Source organism: Microbacterium sp. bgisy189 (assembly GCF_057707225.1).
This window is the reverse complement of the sequence record NZ_JBYIPT010000002.1, coordinates 269,836-282,604: the sequence shown is the minus strand read 5'-3', so window position 1 is coordinate 282,604 and position 12,769 is coordinate 269,836. Positions and strand designations below refer to the sequence as shown.

General features: G+C 66.8%; 23 protein-coding genes. All 23 read left to right on the top strand.

Annotation, left to right across the window (positions count from 1 at the left end; all coding sequences use genetic code 11):
• The 23 genes from rplC (at nt 1) to AC3ENX_RS04285 (ending at nt 12,712) form a co-directional block, all read left to right on the top strand.
• Nucleotides 1-660 carry a 50S ribosomal protein L3 gene (rplC, locus tag AC3ENX_RS04395; protein ID WP_434810644.1) on the top strand — a complete coding sequence of 220 codons (660 nt, stop codon included), beginning with the start codon at nt 1-3 and terminating at the stop codon, nt 658-660.
• Nucleotides 661-662: 2 nt separating this feature from the next.
• The gene (gene rplD / locus AC3ENX_RS04390) at nt 663-1,325 is read left to right on the top strand and encodes a 50S ribosomal protein L4 (RefSeq protein ID WP_434810643.1); all 663 of its coding nucleotides are present in this window, start codon (nt 663-665) and stop codon (nt 1,323-1,325) included.
• The gene (gene rplW, locus AC3ENX_RS04385; protein ID WP_434810642.1) at nt 1,322-1,621 is read left to right on the top strand and encodes a 50S ribosomal protein L23; all 300 of its coding nucleotides are present in this window, start codon (nt 1,322-1,324) and stop codon (nt 1,619-1,621) included. The genes rplD and rplW overlap by 4 nt, the downstream gene beginning before the upstream one ends.
• 25 nt (nt 1,622-1,646) lie before the next feature.
• Nucleotides 1,647-2,486, top strand: a complete 840-nt coding sequence (rplB, locus tag AC3ENX_RS04380) for a 50S ribosomal protein L2 (protein ID WP_434810641.1) — start codon at nt 1,647-1,649, stop codon at nt 2,484-2,486.
• 12 nt (nt 2,487-2,498) lie between these two features.
• Nucleotides 2,499-2,780, top strand: a complete 282-nt coding sequence (rpsS, locus tag AC3ENX_RS04375; RefSeq protein ID WP_434810640.1) for a 30S ribosomal protein S19 — start codon at nt 2,499-2,501, stop codon at nt 2,778-2,780.
• Between the two features lie 37 nt (nt 2,781-2,817).
• Entirely contained in the window at nt 2,818-3,216 is a 399-nt protein-coding gene (gene rplV, locus AC3ENX_RS04370) for a 50S ribosomal protein L22 (protein WP_434810639.1), read from the top strand.
• On the top strand, nt 3,216-3,971 hold the full coding sequence (gene rpsC, locus AC3ENX_RS04365) for a 30S ribosomal protein S3 (RefSeq protein ID WP_434810638.1): 756 nt from the start codon (nt 3,216-3,218) through the stop codon (nt 3,969-3,971). Before rplV ends, rpsC begins: the two co-directional genes overlap by 1 nt.
• Nucleotides 3,971-4,390: a 50S ribosomal protein L16 gene (rplP, locus tag AC3ENX_RS04360; protein WP_067354305.1), complete on the top strand. Its 420-nt coding sequence runs from the start codon at nt 3,971-3,973 to the stop codon at nt 4,388-4,390. Before rpsC ends, rplP begins: the two co-directional genes overlap by 1 nt.
• Nucleotides 4,390-4,704, top strand: a complete 315-nt coding sequence (rpmC, locus tag AC3ENX_RS04355; protein ID WP_434810637.1) for a 50S ribosomal protein L29 — start codon at nt 4,390-4,392, stop codon at nt 4,702-4,704. The genes rplP and rpmC overlap by 1 nt, the downstream gene beginning before the upstream one ends.
• Nucleotides 4,704-5,051 (top strand): 30S ribosomal protein S17, encoded by a 348-nt coding sequence (gene rpsQ, locus AC3ENX_RS04350; RefSeq protein ID WP_434810636.1) that lies wholly within the window; start codon nt 4,704-4,706, stop codon nt 5,049-5,051. The genes rpmC and rpsQ overlap by 1 nt, the downstream gene beginning before the upstream one ends.
• Before the next feature lie 36 nt (nt 5,052-5,087).
• On the top strand, nt 5,088-5,456 hold the full coding sequence (gene rplN, locus AC3ENX_RS04345) for a 50S ribosomal protein L14 (protein ID WP_191172194.1): 369 nt from the start codon (nt 5,088-5,090) through the stop codon (nt 5,454-5,456).
• 2 nt (nt 5,457-5,458) lie between these two features.
• On the top strand, nt 5,459-5,818 hold the full coding sequence (gene rplX / locus AC3ENX_RS04340; RefSeq protein ID WP_434810635.1) for a 50S ribosomal protein L24: 360 nt from the start codon (nt 5,459-5,461) through the stop codon (nt 5,816-5,818).
• A 2-nt stretch (nt 5,819-5,820) separates the two neighbouring features.
• Nucleotides 5,821-6,405 (top strand): 50S ribosomal protein L5, encoded by a 585-nt coding sequence (rplE, locus tag AC3ENX_RS04335; RefSeq protein WP_434810634.1) that lies wholly within the window; start codon nt 5,821-5,823, stop codon nt 6,403-6,405.
• 73 nt (nt 6,406-6,478) lie between these two features.
• Nucleotides 6,479-6,877, top strand: a complete 399-nt coding sequence (gene rpsH, locus AC3ENX_RS04330) for a 30S ribosomal protein S8 (RefSeq protein ID WP_434810633.1) — start codon at nt 6,479-6,481, stop codon at nt 6,875-6,877.
• A 6-nt stretch (nt 6,878-6,883) separates the two neighbouring features.
• Nucleotides 6,884-7,420 (top strand): 50S ribosomal protein L6, encoded by a 537-nt coding sequence (gene rplF, locus AC3ENX_RS04325; protein ID WP_434810632.1) that lies wholly within the window; start codon nt 6,884-6,886, stop codon nt 7,418-7,420.
• Nucleotides 7,421-7,422: 2 nt separating this feature from the next.
• Nucleotides 7,423-7,782: a 50S ribosomal protein L18 gene (gene rplR / locus AC3ENX_RS04320; RefSeq protein ID WP_434810631.1), complete on the top strand. Its 360-nt coding sequence runs from the start codon at nt 7,423-7,425 to the stop codon at nt 7,780-7,782.
• Nucleotides 7,779-8,483: a 30S ribosomal protein S5 gene (gene rpsE, locus AC3ENX_RS04315; protein WP_434810630.1), complete on the top strand. Its 705-nt coding sequence runs from the start codon at nt 7,779-7,781 to the stop codon at nt 8,481-8,483. The genes rplR and rpsE overlap by 4 nt, the downstream gene beginning before the upstream one ends.
• Entirely contained in the window at nt 8,483-8,668 is a 186-nt protein-coding gene (gene rpmD, locus AC3ENX_RS04310; RefSeq protein WP_144807117.1) for a 50S ribosomal protein L30, read from the top strand. The genes rpsE and rpmD overlap by 1 nt, the downstream gene beginning before the upstream one ends.
• On the top strand, nt 8,668-9,168 hold the full coding sequence (gene rplO / locus AC3ENX_RS04305) for a 50S ribosomal protein L15 (protein ID WP_434810629.1): 501 nt from the start codon (nt 8,668-8,670) through the stop codon (nt 9,166-9,168). Before rpmD ends, rplO begins: the two co-directional genes overlap by 1 nt.
• A 100-nt stretch (nt 9,169-9,268) precedes the next feature.
• On the top strand, nt 9,269-10,594 hold the full coding sequence (gene secY / locus AC3ENX_RS04300) for a preprotein translocase subunit SecY (RefSeq protein ID WP_434810628.1): 1,326 nt from the start codon (nt 9,269-9,271) through the stop codon (nt 10,592-10,594).
• Nucleotides 10,594-11,181, top strand: a complete 588-nt coding sequence (locus AC3ENX_RS04295) for an adenylate kinase (RefSeq protein WP_434810627.1) — start codon at nt 10,594-10,596, stop codon at nt 11,179-11,181. The genes secY and AC3ENX_RS04295 overlap by 1 nt, the downstream gene beginning before the upstream one ends.
• A 1-nt stretch (nt 11,182) precedes the next feature.
• On the top strand, nt 11,183-12,016 hold the full coding sequence (gene map / locus AC3ENX_RS04290; protein WP_434810626.1) for a type I methionyl aminopeptidase: 834 nt from the start codon (nt 11,183-11,185) through the stop codon (nt 12,014-12,016).
• 12 nt (nt 12,017-12,028) lie between these two features.
• Entirely contained in the window at nt 12,029-12,712 is a 684-nt protein-coding gene (locus AC3ENX_RS04285) for a DsbA family protein (RefSeq protein WP_434810625.1), read from the top strand.
• Nucleotides 12,713-12,769 lie beyond the last annotated feature (57 nt).

The following is a 12,769-nucleotide window of genomic DNA, read 5'->3' as shown; positions in this document are numbered from 1 at the left end:
ATGGCACACATCAACGAAAAGGTTTCCAAGGGCCTGCTCGGCACCAAGCTGGGCATGACCCAGGTGTGGGACGAGAACGGCAAGCTCGTTCCCGTCACCGTCATCGAGGTTGCACCCAACGTGGTCACCCAGGTCCGCACCCCCGAGAAGGACGGCTACAACGCCGTCCAGATCGCGGCCGGTCAGATCGACCCCCGCAAGGTGAACAAGCCCCTCACGGCCCACTTCGAGGCCGCCGGTGTCACCCCCCGTCGCCACCTCACCGAGGTGCGCACGGCCGACGCTGCTGACTACTCACTCGGTCAGGAGCTCACGGTCGACGGCACGTTCGAGGCCGGCCAGCTGGTCGACGTCGTCGGCACCAGCAAGGGCAAGGGCACCGCGGGTGTCATGAAGCGCCACAACTTCAAGGGCGTCTCGGCATCGCACGGTGCACACCGCAACCACCGCAAGCCCGGTTCGATCGGTGCATCGTCGACCCCGAGCCGCGTCTTCAAGGGCATGCGCATGGCCGGCCGTATGGGTGGCGAGCGCGTGACCGTCCTCAACCTCACGGTGCACGCCGTCGACGCCGAGAAGGGTCTGCTGCTCGTCAAGGGCGCCGTCCCCGGTGCGCGCGGCCGCCTCGTTTACGTCCGCAACGCAGTGAAGGGTGCCTGATCATGGCTGACTCGACTCTCGCGCTCGACGTCCTGAAGGCCGACGGCAAGAAGGCCGGCTCCGTGGAGCTGCCCGCCGCGATCTTCGACGTCAAGACGAACATCCCCCTCATCCACCAGGTCGTCGTCGCGCAGCTCGCGGCGGCTCGCCAGGGCACCCACTCGACCAAGCGTCGCGGTGAGGTCTCGGGCGCCGGCCGCAAGCCCTTCAAGCAGAAGGGCACGGGTAACGCCCGTCAGGGTTCGATCCGCGCGCCGCACATGACCGGTGGTGGCATCGTGCACGGCCCGAAGCCGCGCAACTACTCGCAGCGCACCCCCAAGAAGATGGTCGCGGCCGCCCTCCTGGGCGCCCTCAGCGACCGCGCTCGCGGTGGCCGCCTGCACATCGTCGACAGCTTCGGCATCGAGGGCGCGCCCTCGACCAAGGCCGCCGCTGCGGTGCTGTCGTCGCTGGCCCCCACGAAGAACGTCCTGGTGGTCATCACCCGTGACGACGAGCTCAGCGTCAAGAGCGTCCGCAACCTCGCGTACGTCCACGTGCTGACCTTCGACCAGCTCAACGCCTACGACGTGCTCGTCTCCGACGACATCGTCTTCACCAAGGCCGCCTACGACGCGTTCGTCGCGCACAAGGCCGGCGCCACTGAGGAGGTCTCGGCATGACCGCCGTCAACAAGGACCCGCGCGACATCATCCTGAAGCCGGTCGTCTCCGAGAAGAGCTACGGGCTCATCGACGAGGGCAAGTACACCTTCCTGGTGGACCCCCGCGCTTCGAAGACCGAGATCAAGCTCGCCATCGAGAAGATCTTCGACGTCAAGGTCGCAGCGGTCAACACGCTCAACCGCCCGGGCAAGGCCCGCCGCACCCGTTTCGGCATCGGCAAGCGCAAGGACACCAAGCGCGCCATCGTCACGCTGAAGTCGGGCACCATCGACATCTTCACGGCCGTCGGCTGACAGCTGGGATAGAGGACAAGCAAACATGGCTATTCGCAAGTACAAGCCCACGACCCCGGGTCGCCGCGGTTCGTCGGTGGCCGACTTCGCCGAGATCACCCGATCGACGCCCGAGAAGTCGCTCCTCCGCCCGCTGTCGAAGACCGGTGGTCGCAACAACCAGGGCCGTATCACGACCCGTCACATCGGTGGTGGCCACAAGCGCCAGTACCGCGTGATCGACTTCCGTCGCAACGACAAGGACGGCATCAACGCCAAGGTCGCTCACATCGAGTACGACCCCAACCGCACCGCGCGCATCGCGCTGCTGCACTACGTGGACGGCACCAAGCGCTACATCCTGGCGCCGAACAAGCTGAAGCAGGGCGACATCGTCGAGTCGGGTGCCGGCGCCGACATCAAGCCCGGCAACAACCTGCCGCTGCGCAACATCCCCACCGGTACCGTCATCCACGCCATCGAGCTCCGCCCCGGTGGCGGCGCGAAGATGGCCCGCTCGGCCGGCGTCAGCGTGCGTCTGGTCGCGAAGGACGGTCCCTACGCCCAGCTGCGTCTGCCCTCGGGCGAAATCCGCAACGTCGACGCGCGCTGCCGCGCGACGATCGGCGAGGTCGGCAACGCCGAGCAGTCGAACATCAACTGGGGCAAGGCCGGCCGCAAGCGTTGGAAGGGCGTCCGCCCGACCGTCCGCGGTGTCGCGATGAACCCCGTCGACCACCCGCACGGTGGTGGTGAGGGCAAGACCTCCGGTGGTCGTCACCCTGTCACTCCTTGGGGCCAGGCTGAGGGTCGTACCCGCCACCCCAACAAGGAAAGCGACAAGTACATCGTTCGCCGTCGCACCGTCGGCAAGAAGCGGAAGTAGGAGTAGAGGAAGATGCCTCGCAGCCTGAAGAAGGGCCCCTTCGTCGACGAGCACCTGCTTGCCAAGGTCGTCTCGCAGAACGAAGCCGGTACCAAGAACGTCATCAAGACCTGGTCGCGCCGCTCGATGATCATCCCGGCCATGCTGGGTCACACGATCGCCGTGCACGACGGACGCAAGCACATCCCCGTGTTCGTGTCCGAGACCATGGTCGGCCACAAGCTGGGCGAGTTCGCGCCCACCCGCACCTTCCGCGGCCACGAGAAGGACGACAAGAAGGGTCGCCGCCGCTGACGCGGGGGCGTTCCAGAGAGGACAGAGGAGGAGAGACATGGTGGAATCCATCGCACGCGTGAAGCACATCCGCGTGACCCCTCAGAAGGCTCGTCGTGTCGTCGCGCTCATCAAGGGCAAGCAGGCTCAGGAGGCTCTCGCCATCCTGAAGTTCGCGCCCCAGGGTGCCAGCGAGCCGATCTACAAGCTCGTCGCATCCGCGGTCGCCAACGCCCGCGTGAAGGCAGACAAGGACGGCGAGTTCCTGGACGAGCAGGACCTGTACGTGCGCAACGCGTACGTGGACGAGGGCACGACGCTCAAGCGTTTCCAGCCCCGCGCCCAGGGTCGTGCCTTCCAGATCAAGAAGCGCACGAGCCACATCACGGTCGAGCTGGCTACCCCCGCGGTCGCCGACGCCTCGGCCGACACCACGACCAAGAAGGCGAGCAAGTAATGGGACAGAAGGTCAACCCCTACGGCTTCCGCCTCGGCATCACCACGGACCACGTGTCGCGTTGGTTCTCGGACTCCACCAAGCCCGGGCAGCGTTACGCCGACTACGTGGCCGAGGACGTCAAGATCCGCCAGCTGCTGCAGACGCAGCTCGACCGTGCCGGCGTGTCCGGCATCGAGATCGAGCGCACCCGTGACCGCGTCCGCGTCGACATCCACACCGCCCGTCCGGGCATCGTGATCGGTCGTCGTGGCGCCGAGGCCGAGCGCATCCGCGCCGACCTCGAGAAGCTCACCGGCAAGCAGATCCAGCTGAACATCCTCGAGGTCAAGAACCCCGAGGCCGACGCCCAGCTCGTCGCGCAGGGCATCGCCGAGCAGCTCTCCGCACGTGTGGCCTTCCGCCGCGCGATGCGCAAGGGTCTGCAGGGTGCGCAGCGCGCCGGTGCCAAGGGCATCCGCATCCAGGTCTCCGGCCGTCTCGGCGGCGCCGAGATGAGCCGCTCGGAGTTCTACCGCGAGGGTCGTGTGCCCCTGCACACGCTGCGCGCGAACATCGACTACGGCTTCTACGAGGCCAAGACCACCTTCGGCCGCATCGGCGTGAAGGTCTGGATTTACAAGGGCGACCTGACCAACAAGGAGCTCGCTCGCGAGCAGGCCAACGCCCCCAAGTCGCGCGGTCGTGACGACCGCGGTGACCGTCGTCGCGGCCCCCGCAACGAGGCCCCCGTCGCAGAAGGAGCGTCTGCCTGATGCTTATTCCCCGCAAGGTCAAGTACCGCAAGCAGCACCACCCGAAGCGCGATGGCCAGGCCACCGGTGGCACCAAGGTGTCGTTCGGTGAGTTCGGCATCCAGGCCCTGACCCCCGCTTACGTGACCAACCGTCAGATCGAGTCCGCTCGTATCGCGATGACCCGTCACATCAAGCGTGGTGGAAAGGTGTGGATCAACATCTACCCCGACCGTCCGCTCACGAAGAAGCCGGCCGAAACCCGCATGGGTTCCGGTAAGGGTTCGCCCGAGTGGTGGGTCGCCAACGTCAAGCCGGGTCGCGTCCTTTTCGAGGTCGCCGGTGTCAACGAGCAGCTCGCTCGTGAAGCACTGACCCGTGCAATCCACAAGCTGCCCCTGAAGGCACGCATCATCAAGCGCGAGGAGGGCGACGCGTAATGGCCGTCGGAACCAAGACGCTCGCCACGAGCGAGCTGGACACGTTCGAGGACCAGCGCCTCGTCGAGGAGCTGCGCAAGGCCAAGGAAGAGCTGTTCAACCTGCGCTTCCAGTCGGCCACCGGCCAGCTCGAGAGCCACGGCCGCATCCGTGCGGTCAAGCGCGACATCGCGCGGCTCTACACCGTGATCCGCGAGCGCGAGCTGGGCATCCGTGCCACGCCCGCGCCCGTCGAGACCGCGACGAAGGCGAAGAAGACGAAGGCCAAGAAGGCGGATGCCGCCGACGAGGCCGCGAAGGAAGAGGCCGAGTGATGGCTGAGACCAAGAAGAAGGCGGCCGAGAAGGTCGTCGAGCCGACCGTCGAGGCCGGCCACGAGCACGCCGAGCACGACGTGCGTGACCCGGAGGCCCGCGGTTACCGCAAGGCCCGCCGTGGCTACGTCGTCAGCGACAAGATGGACAAGACCATCGTCGTCGAGGTCGAGGACCGCGTGAAGCACCCGCTCTACGGCAAGGTCATCCGCCGCACCTCGAAGGTCAAGGCGCACGACGAGGCGAACACCGCCGGCATCGGCGACCTCGTCCTCATCAACGAGACCCGTCCGCTCAGCGCCACCAAGCGCTGGCGTCTGGTCGAGATCCTCGAGAAGGCCAAGTAAGCCGTCGAGGCTCACTTGGAACCCAAGGAGTAAGAAGTGATTCAGACTGAGTCCCGCCTCAAGGTCGCCGACAACACCGGCGCCAAGGAGCTGCTCACGATCCGTGTGCTGGGCGGCTCCAACCGCCGGTACGCCGGACTGGGCGACATCATCGTGGCGACCGTCAAGGACGCGATCCCGGGCGGCAACGTCAAGAAGGGCGACGTGGTCAAGGCCGTCGTCGTCCGCACCGTGAAGCAGACCCGTCGTCCCGACGGTTCGTACATCAAGTTCGACGAGAACGCCGCCGTCATCCTGAAGAACGACGGGGAGCCCCGCGGCACCCGCATCTTCGGCCCGGTCGGTCGTGAACTTCGTGACAAGAAGTTCATGAAGATCGTCTCGCTCGCCCCGGAGGTCATCTGATCATGGCGAAGATCAAGAAGGGCGACCTGGTTCAGGTCATCTCGGGCGCCAAGCCCGAGCGCGGCGGCGACCGCGGCAAGCAGGGCAAGGTCCTCGAGATCCTTGTCGAGCAGAACCGCGTCATCGTCGAGGGCGTGAACTACGTCACCAAGCACAACCGCGTGGGCCAGTCCCAGCGCGGCACCAAGACGGGCGGCATCGAGACGATGGAAGCCCCGATCCACATCTCCAACGTCGCCCTCGTCGACCCCGAGACCAAGAAGCCGACCCGCGTCGGTCACAAGGTCGAGGAGAAGACGAAGGACGGCGTGAAGCGCACCGTCCGCGTGCGCTACGCGAAGAAGAGCGGCAAGGACCTCTGAACATGAGCACCACCACTGCCGCGGCGGCTGGCAAGATCCAGCCCCGCCTGAAGCAGAAGTACCAGGGCGAGATCAAGAAGGCGCTGCAGGACGAGTTCGGCTACGAGAACGTCATGCAGATCCCCGGGATCGTCAAGGTCGTCGTCAACACCGGTGTCGGTGAGGCCGCGCGTGACAGCAAGGTCATCGACGGCGCCATCGCCGACCTGACCGCGATCACCGGTCAGAAGCCGCTCGTCACCAAGGCTCGCAAGTCGATCGCGCAGTTCAAGCTGCGCGAGGGCCAGGCCATCGGCGCACACGTCACCCTCCGCGGTGACCGCGCGTGGGAGTTCCTGGACCGGCTCGTGAACCTCGCGCTGCCCCGCATCCGCGACTTCCGCGGTCTGTCGCCCAAGCAGTTCGACGGCCACGGCAACTACACGTTCGGTCTGCAGGAGCAGTCGGTCTTCCACGAGATCAACCAGGACAAGATCGATCGCGTCCGCGGTTTCGACATCACGATCGTCACCACCGCCAAGAACGACGAAGAGGGTCGGTCGCTGCTGCGCCAGCTCGGCTTCCCGTTCAAGGCAGTCGACGCCTGAACCGGCGTCACCTCACGAAGGTCGGATGTCGTGTAACGGCATCCGAAACCGCTGAACAAAGGAATCACACGAAATGACAATGACAGACCCGGTCGCTGACATGCTGACCCGTCTGCGCAACGCGAACTCGGCGCACCACGACTCCGTGTCGCTGCCGAGCTCCAAGCTCAAGACCAACATCGCCGAGATCCTCCAGCAGGAGGGCTACATCGCAGGTTGGGAGGTCTCCGACGCACGTGTCGGCCAGACCCTCACCCTGACGCTGAAGTACGGCCCGAACCGCGAGCGGTCGATCGCCGGCATCAAGCGCGTCTCGAAGCCCGGCCTCCGCGTCTACGCGAAGTCCAACGAGCTGCCCACCGTCCTCGGTGGCCTCGGCGTCGCGATCCTGTCCACCTCCTCCGGTCTGCTCACCGACCGCCAGGCCGACCAGAAGGGCGTGGGTGGGGAAGTCCTCGCCTACGTGTGGTGATCTGACATGTCGCGTATCGGACGTCTTCCCATCGACATCCCCGCCGGCGTGACCGTTTCGGTCGCCGGCCAGGACGTCACCGTCAAGGGCCCGAAGGGCGAGCTCACGCTCACCGTCGCCAAGCCCATCGAGGCCAAGGTCGAGGAGAACCAGGTCGTGGTCTCCCGTCCCGACGACGAGCGTGAGTCGCGCTCGCTGCACGGACTGACCCGTACCCTCATCAACAACAACATCATCGGCGTCACCCAGGGCTACACCAAGGGCCTCGAAGTCGTCGGCACCGGCTACCGTGTGCAGCAGAAGGGCACCTCGGTCGAGTTCGCCCTCGGCTTCTCGCACCCGGTCCTGGTCGAGGCGCCGGCCGGCATCACGCTGACCGTCGAGGGCAACAACAAGCTCACGGTCTCGGGCATCGACAAGCAGGCCGTCGGTGAGGCCGCCGCCAACATCCGCAAGATCCGCAAGCCCGAGCCGTACAAGGGCAAGGGTGTGCGTTACGCGGGCGAGGTCGTCCGCCGCAAGGCCGGAAAGGCTGGTAAGTAATCATGGCTGTGAAGTCGAAGTCCGACGCCCGCGCGCGTCGTCACGCCCGTCTTCGCAAGAAGATCGTGGGCACCGAGGTGCGCCCGCGCCTCGTCGTGACCCGGTCCGCCCGCCACGTCTTCGTGCAGCTGGTCGACGACAGCAAGGGCCACACGGTCGCTTCCGCGTCGACGCTCGAGGAAGGCCTGCGCGGCTTCGAGGGTGACAAGACCGCCAAGGCCCGCAAGGTCGGCGAGCTCGTCGCCGAGCGTGCCAAGGCCGCCGGCGTCTCGGACGTCGTGTTCGACCGCGGTGGCAACCGCTACGCGGGTCGAGTCGCTGCGATCGCCGACGGCGCTCGCGAGGGAGGTCTGAACCTGTGACCGAGAACAAGGAGAACGAAGTGACCGAGCAGGCAGCGGACACCGCTCCCGCCCAGGATGCCGCCGGCCAGAACGCCGCGGGCACCGAGCGCGAGGCTCGTGAGCCCCGTCGTGGTGGCCGTGAGCGCCGGGACAACCGCGGTGACCGCGGTGGCCGCGACCGCAACGAGAGCCAGTTCCTCGAGCGCGTCGTCACCATCAACCGCGTCTCGAAGGTCGTCAAGGGTGGCCGCCGCTTCAGCTTCACGGCGCTCGTCGTCGTCGGTGACGGCAACGGCCTCGTGGGTGTCGGCTACGGCAAGGCCCGCGAAGTGCCCCTCGCCATCTCGAAGGGTGTCGAAGAGGCCAAGCGCAGCTTCTTCCGTGTGCCGCGCGCCGGTTCCACCATCCCGCACCCCGTGCAGGGTGAGGCCGCCGCTGGTGTCGTGCTGCTGCGTCCGGCCGCTGCCGGTACCGGTGTCATCGCCGGTGGTCCGGTCCGCGCCGTGCTCGAGTGCGCCGGCATCCACGACGTGCTGTCGAAGTCGCTGGGTTCGTCGAACACGATCAACATCGTGCACGCGACCGTGGAGGCGCTGAAGCAGCTCGAGGAGCCCCGTGCGGTCGCCGCGCGCCGTGGCCTGGACTTCGACCAGGTCGCGCCGGCCCGTCTGATCCGTGCCGAGGCCGAGGCTGCCAAGGCGCAGAAGGTAGGTGCCTGATGGCCGCCCGTCTGAAGGTGACCCAGGTCAAGTCCAAGGTGAGCGAGAAGCAGAACCAGCGTGACACGCTGCGTTCGCTCGGTCTCAAGCGGATCGGCGACTCGGTCGTCCGTCCCGACGACTCGCAGACGCGCGGGTATGTCAAGACCGTCGCGCACCTCGTGAAGGTTGAGGAGATCGACTGATGGCTGAGAAGAAGAAGGCCACCGAGAAGGCTGCTCCGAAGAAGGATGCCGAGACCACGCGTCCAGGCGTGCTGAAGGTGCACCACCTGCGTCCGGTTCCCGGCGCGCACACCGCCAAGACCCGTGTCGGTCGTGGTGAGGGCTCGAAGGGCAAGACCGCGGGCCGTGGTACCAAGGGCACGAAGGCCCGTTACCAGGTCCGCCAGGGCTTCGAGGGTGGCCAGATGCCGCTCCACATGCGTACGCCGAAGCTGCGCGGGTTCAAGAACCCGTTCCGCGTCGAGTACCAGGTGGTCAACCTCGACAAGCTGGCTGAGCTGTACCCCAAGGGTGGAGACGTCACCGTGGCCGACCTGGTCGCCAAGGGTGCCGTCCGCAAGAACGAGAAGGTCAAGGTGCTCGGCACCGGCGACATCTCGGTCGCACTCACCGTTTCGGTCGACAAGGTCTCGGGTTCCGCCGAGCAGAAGATCGTCGCGGCTGGCGGCAGCATCAAGTAATTCCACGGCAGGGGCCGGAGGCGAGCCTCCGGCCCCTGTTGCCGTACGCTGGGAGGCGGCGTCTCCCGAGGCGTCGGCCATCCCTCTGGAGGAAACAGTCTTGTTCAGCGCTATCGCGCGGGTCTTCCGCACACCGGATCTCCGGCGGAAGATCGGCTTCACCCTGGCGATCATCGTCCTGTATCGCTTCGGCGCGCACATCCCTGCACCGTTCGTGAACTTCCCGAACGTGACGTCGTGTCTCGACCAGTCGGGCAGTGCCGAGGGCCTGCTTTCGCTGGTGAACCTGTTCTCGGGCGGCGCGCTCCTCCAGCTCTCCATCTTCGCGCTGGGCGTCATGCCCTACATCACCGCGACGATCATCGTGCAGCTGCTGCGCGTGGTCATCCCGCACTTCGAGTCGCTGTACAAGGAGGGGCAGGCCGGCCAGGCCAAGCTCACCCAGTACACCCGTTACCTGACGATCGCGCTCGCGCTGCTGCAGTCGACGACGCTCGTGACGGTCGCCCGCTCCGGCCAGCTGTTCGGCATCACCGGCATCCCCGAGTGCGAGTCGGTGCTGACGAACGACGCCTGGTGGGCCCAGCTGCTCATGATCATCACGATGACCGCCGGTACCGGCCTCATCATGTGGTTCGCCGAGCTGGTCACCGAGCGCGGTGTCGGCAACGGCATGTCGCTGCTCATCTTCACCTCGATCGCGGCGACCTTCCCGTCGGCGCTGTGGGCGATCCAGCAGACCAACGGCTTCGAGGTCTTCCTCCTCGTGCTCGCGATCGGCATCGCGGTCGTCGCCCTCGTCGTGTTCGTCGAGCAGTCGCAGCGCCGCGTGCCCGTGCAGTACGCCAAGCGCATGGTCGGCAGGCGCACGCTCGGCGGCACGAACACGTACATCCCCATCAAGGTGAACATGGCCGGCGTCGTGCCCGTCATCTTCGCATCGTCGCTGCTGTACATCCCCGCCCTCATCGCCCAGTTCAACCAGACGCCCGACGCCGACGGCAACGTGCCCGGCTGGGTCGCCTGGATCCAGGCGAACTTCACCACCGGTGACCACCCGCTGTACATGCTGGTGTACTTCCTGCTGATCATCGGGTTCACCTACTTCTACGTCGCGATCACGTTCAACCCGGTCGAGGTCGCCGACAACATGAAGAAGTACGGCGGCTTCATCCCCGGCATCCGCGCCGGTCGTCCCACCGCCGAGTACCTCGACTACGTGCTCACCCGCATCACGCTGCCGGGCTCGATCTACCTCGGTCTCATTGCACTGCTGCCCCTCATCGCGCTGGCGACGGTCGGCGCCAACCAGAACTTCCCGTTCGGTGGCGCGTCGATCCTCATCATCGTCGGCGTCGGGCTCGAGACCGTGAAGCAGATCGACGCCCAGCTCCAGCAGCGACACTACGAAGGGCTCCTCCGCTGATGACCGCTCCCCGTCTTCTCATCGTCGGCCCGCAAGGCTCGGGCAAGGGCACGCAGGGCGTGCGCATCGCCGAGGCACTCGGCATCCCGGTCGTCTCCACCGGCGATGTGTTCCGCGCGAACGTGAAGGACGGGACCGAGCTCGGGCTCAAGGTCAAGGCGATCATCGACGCCGGCGACCTGGTTCCCGACGAGCTGACGAGCGCGATCGTGCGCGACCGCCTGGAGCAGGATGACGCCGCCGGCGGCTTCCTCCTCGACGGCTACCCCCGCAACCTCGGCCAGGTCGGAGACCTCGACGCGTTCCTCGCATCCCGCGGCGAAGCGCTCACGGGGGTCATCGAGCTGTCGGTGCCCCGCGACGAGTCGATCCAGCGTCTGGCGCTGCGCGCGACCGAGCAGGGTCGCGCCGATGACACCGAAGAGGCGATCGCCAAGCGTCTGTCGATCTACGAGTCCGAGACGGCCCCGATCCTCGACGTGTACCGCGAACGCGGCGTCGTCGACGAGATCGACGGCGTCGGCTCGCTCGATGCGATCACCGAGCGCATCACCGCCGCCCTCGCAGCGCGCGGCATCTCGGCCTGACGTGGTCTTCCGACGCTCGATTTACAAGACGCCCGCCCAGCTTCGGGCGATGGTGGAGCCGGGGCTCATCACGGCGGCCGCGCTCGACGCGGTGCGGGCGATCATCGCCCCGGGAGTGACGACCGGTGAGCTGGATGCCGCCGCGCACGACGTCATCGTCTCGCGCGGGGCAGAGTCCAACTTCCAACTCGTGCGCGGTTACCGCCACACGACGTGCATCTCGGTGAACGAACAGGTCGTCCACGGCATCCCGGGGTCGCTCCGGCTCGAGGCCGGCGACATCGTGTCGGTGGACTGCGGCGCGCAGTTCAAGGGGTGGAACGGCGACTCCGCCATGACCGTCGTCGTTCCCGACGCGACGCGACCCGAGGTGGTCGCTGCACGCGAGCGCTTGTCGGAGGTGACGAGGGGCTCGTTGTGGGCCGGCATCGCAGCACTCGCATCGGCGTCCCGTGTCGGAGAGGTCGGCGACGCCGTCCAGTCCCACATCGAGTCGTCGGGCGAGGGCTACGGCATCCTCCGCGATTATGTCGGCCATGGCATCGGTCGCAAGATGCACGAGGGTCCCACGGTCTTCAACTACCGCGTCGCCGACCTCGGACCTGACGTGCGCCCCGGGCTGTGCCTCGCGATCGAGCCGATGATCACCGCGGGATCCGAAGCCACCTTCGTCGAGGACGACGAGTGGACGGTCTCGACCGTGGACGGACGCGACGGGTGCCATTGGGAGCACAGCGTCGCCGTGCACGAGAACGGCATCTGGGTGCTGACGGCACCCGACGGAGGAGCCGCAGACCTTGCGCCGTTCGGCGTGACGCCTGTGGCGATCGACTGAGGAGGCGGGCCGATGGCAGCGGCACAGGGCAGGACGAACTGGTTCGCGATCTGGACGAGCGTCGCGGTCGTGGCGGTGATCGCGGTGCTCGTGGTCGTCGTCGCCATGATGAACAACAATGCGACCGATCCGGGCACGCCGCCGACGGGCGCCGGCATCGTCCAGGAGACCGGCGCGATCGTGGTCGGCGACGGCGAGCAGACCCTCGACACCTACCTCGACTTCATGTGCCCGATCTGCGGACAGTTCGAGGAGGCGTACGGCGAAGAGATCCTCGCGCTTGTCGAGGACGGCACGATCACCCTCAACATCCACCCCATCTCGATCCTCGACCGCTTCTCGCAGAACACCGAGTATTCGACGCGTGCGGCGAACGCGATGTATTGCGTCGCCGAAGCTGATGCCGATGCCGCTTACCCCTTCATGCAGGCGCTGTTCGCCGACCAGCCCTCCGAAGGCACGACGGGACTGACCGACGAGCAGCTGCTCGAGATCGCGGGGGATGCCGGGGTCACCGGCATCGACGCCTGCGTGACCGACCGCGAGTACGGCGACTACGTCACTGCGATGACGAAAGAGACCCCGGTGCAGCCGGGCGCGTCCGGCATCGGCACGCCGACGCTTGCTGTCAACGGCGAGGTCATCGCCAACAGCTCCATTCCCGCCGTCGGCGAGTTCGCGACGCTCTTCGACTGACGCGCCCCCGCGCTGACCACGCGAGAAATCACTGTTGTCGCGAGGCGTCCCTGCCCC

What these genes read in the sequence shown, in the direction of transcription:
- rplC (WP_434810644.1), top strand. Translation starts at nt 1, where the DNA reads ATGGCACACATCAACGAAAAGGTTTCCAAGGGCCTGCTCGGCACCAAG.
- rplD (WP_434810643.1), top strand. Translation starts at nt 663, where the DNA reads ATGGCTGACTCGACTCTCGCGCTCGACGTCCTGAAGGCCGACGGCAAG.
- rplW (WP_434810642.1), top strand. Translation starts at nt 1,322, where the DNA reads ATGACCGCCGTCAACAAGGACCCGCGCGACATCATCCTGAAGCCGGTC.
- rplB (WP_434810641.1), top strand. Translation starts at nt 1,647, where the DNA reads ATGGCTATTCGCAAGTACAAGCCCACGACCCCGGGTCGCCGCGGTTCG.
- rpsS (WP_434810640.1), top strand. Translation starts at nt 2,499, where the DNA reads ATGCCTCGCAGCCTGAAGAAGGGCCCCTTCGTCGACGAGCACCTGCTT.
- rplV (WP_434810639.1), top strand. Translation starts at nt 2,818, where the DNA reads ATGGTGGAATCCATCGCACGCGTGAAGCACATCCGCGTGACCCCTCAG.
- rpsC (WP_434810638.1), top strand. Translation starts at nt 3,216, where the DNA reads ATGGGACAGAAGGTCAACCCCTACGGCTTCCGCCTCGGCATCACCACG.
- rplP (WP_067354305.1), top strand. Translation starts at nt 3,971, where the DNA reads ATGCTTATTCCCCGCAAGGTCAAGTACCGCAAGCAGCACCACCCGAAG.
- rpmC (WP_434810637.1), top strand. Translation starts at nt 4,390, where the DNA reads ATGGCCGTCGGAACCAAGACGCTCGCCACGAGCGAGCTGGACACGTTC.
- rpsQ (WP_434810636.1), top strand. Translation starts at nt 4,704, where the DNA reads ATGGCTGAGACCAAGAAGAAGGCGGCCGAGAAGGTCGTCGAGCCGACC.
- rplX (WP_434810635.1), top strand. Translation starts at nt 5,459, where the DNA reads ATGGCGAAGATCAAGAAGGGCGACCTGGTTCAGGTCATCTCGGGCGCC.
- rplE (WP_434810634.1), top strand. Translation starts at nt 5,821, where the DNA reads ATGAGCACCACCACTGCCGCGGCGGCTGGCAAGATCCAGCCCCGCCTG.
- rpsH (WP_434810633.1), top strand. Translation starts at nt 6,479, where the DNA reads ATGACAATGACAGACCCGGTCGCTGACATGCTGACCCGTCTGCGCAAC.
- rplF (WP_434810632.1), top strand. Translation starts at nt 6,884, where the DNA reads ATGTCGCGTATCGGACGTCTTCCCATCGACATCCCCGCCGGCGTGACC.
- rplR (WP_434810631.1), top strand. Translation starts at nt 7,423, where the DNA reads ATGGCTGTGAAGTCGAAGTCCGACGCCCGCGCGCGTCGTCACGCCCGT.
- rpmD (WP_144807117.1), top strand. Translation starts at nt 8,483, where the DNA reads ATGGCCGCCCGTCTGAAGGTGACCCAGGTCAAGTCCAAGGTGAGCGAG.
- rplO (WP_434810629.1), top strand. Translation starts at nt 8,668, where the DNA reads ATGGCTGAGAAGAAGAAGGCCACCGAGAAGGCTGCTCCGAAGAAGGAT.
- AC3ENX_RS04295 (WP_434810627.1), top strand. Translation starts at nt 10,594, where the DNA reads ATGACCGCTCCCCGTCTTCTCATCGTCGGCCCGCAAGGCTCGGGCAAG.
- AC3ENX_RS04285 (WP_434810625.1), top strand. Translation starts at nt 12,029, where the DNA reads ATGGCAGCGGCACAGGGCAGGACGAACTGGTTCGCGATCTGGACGAGC.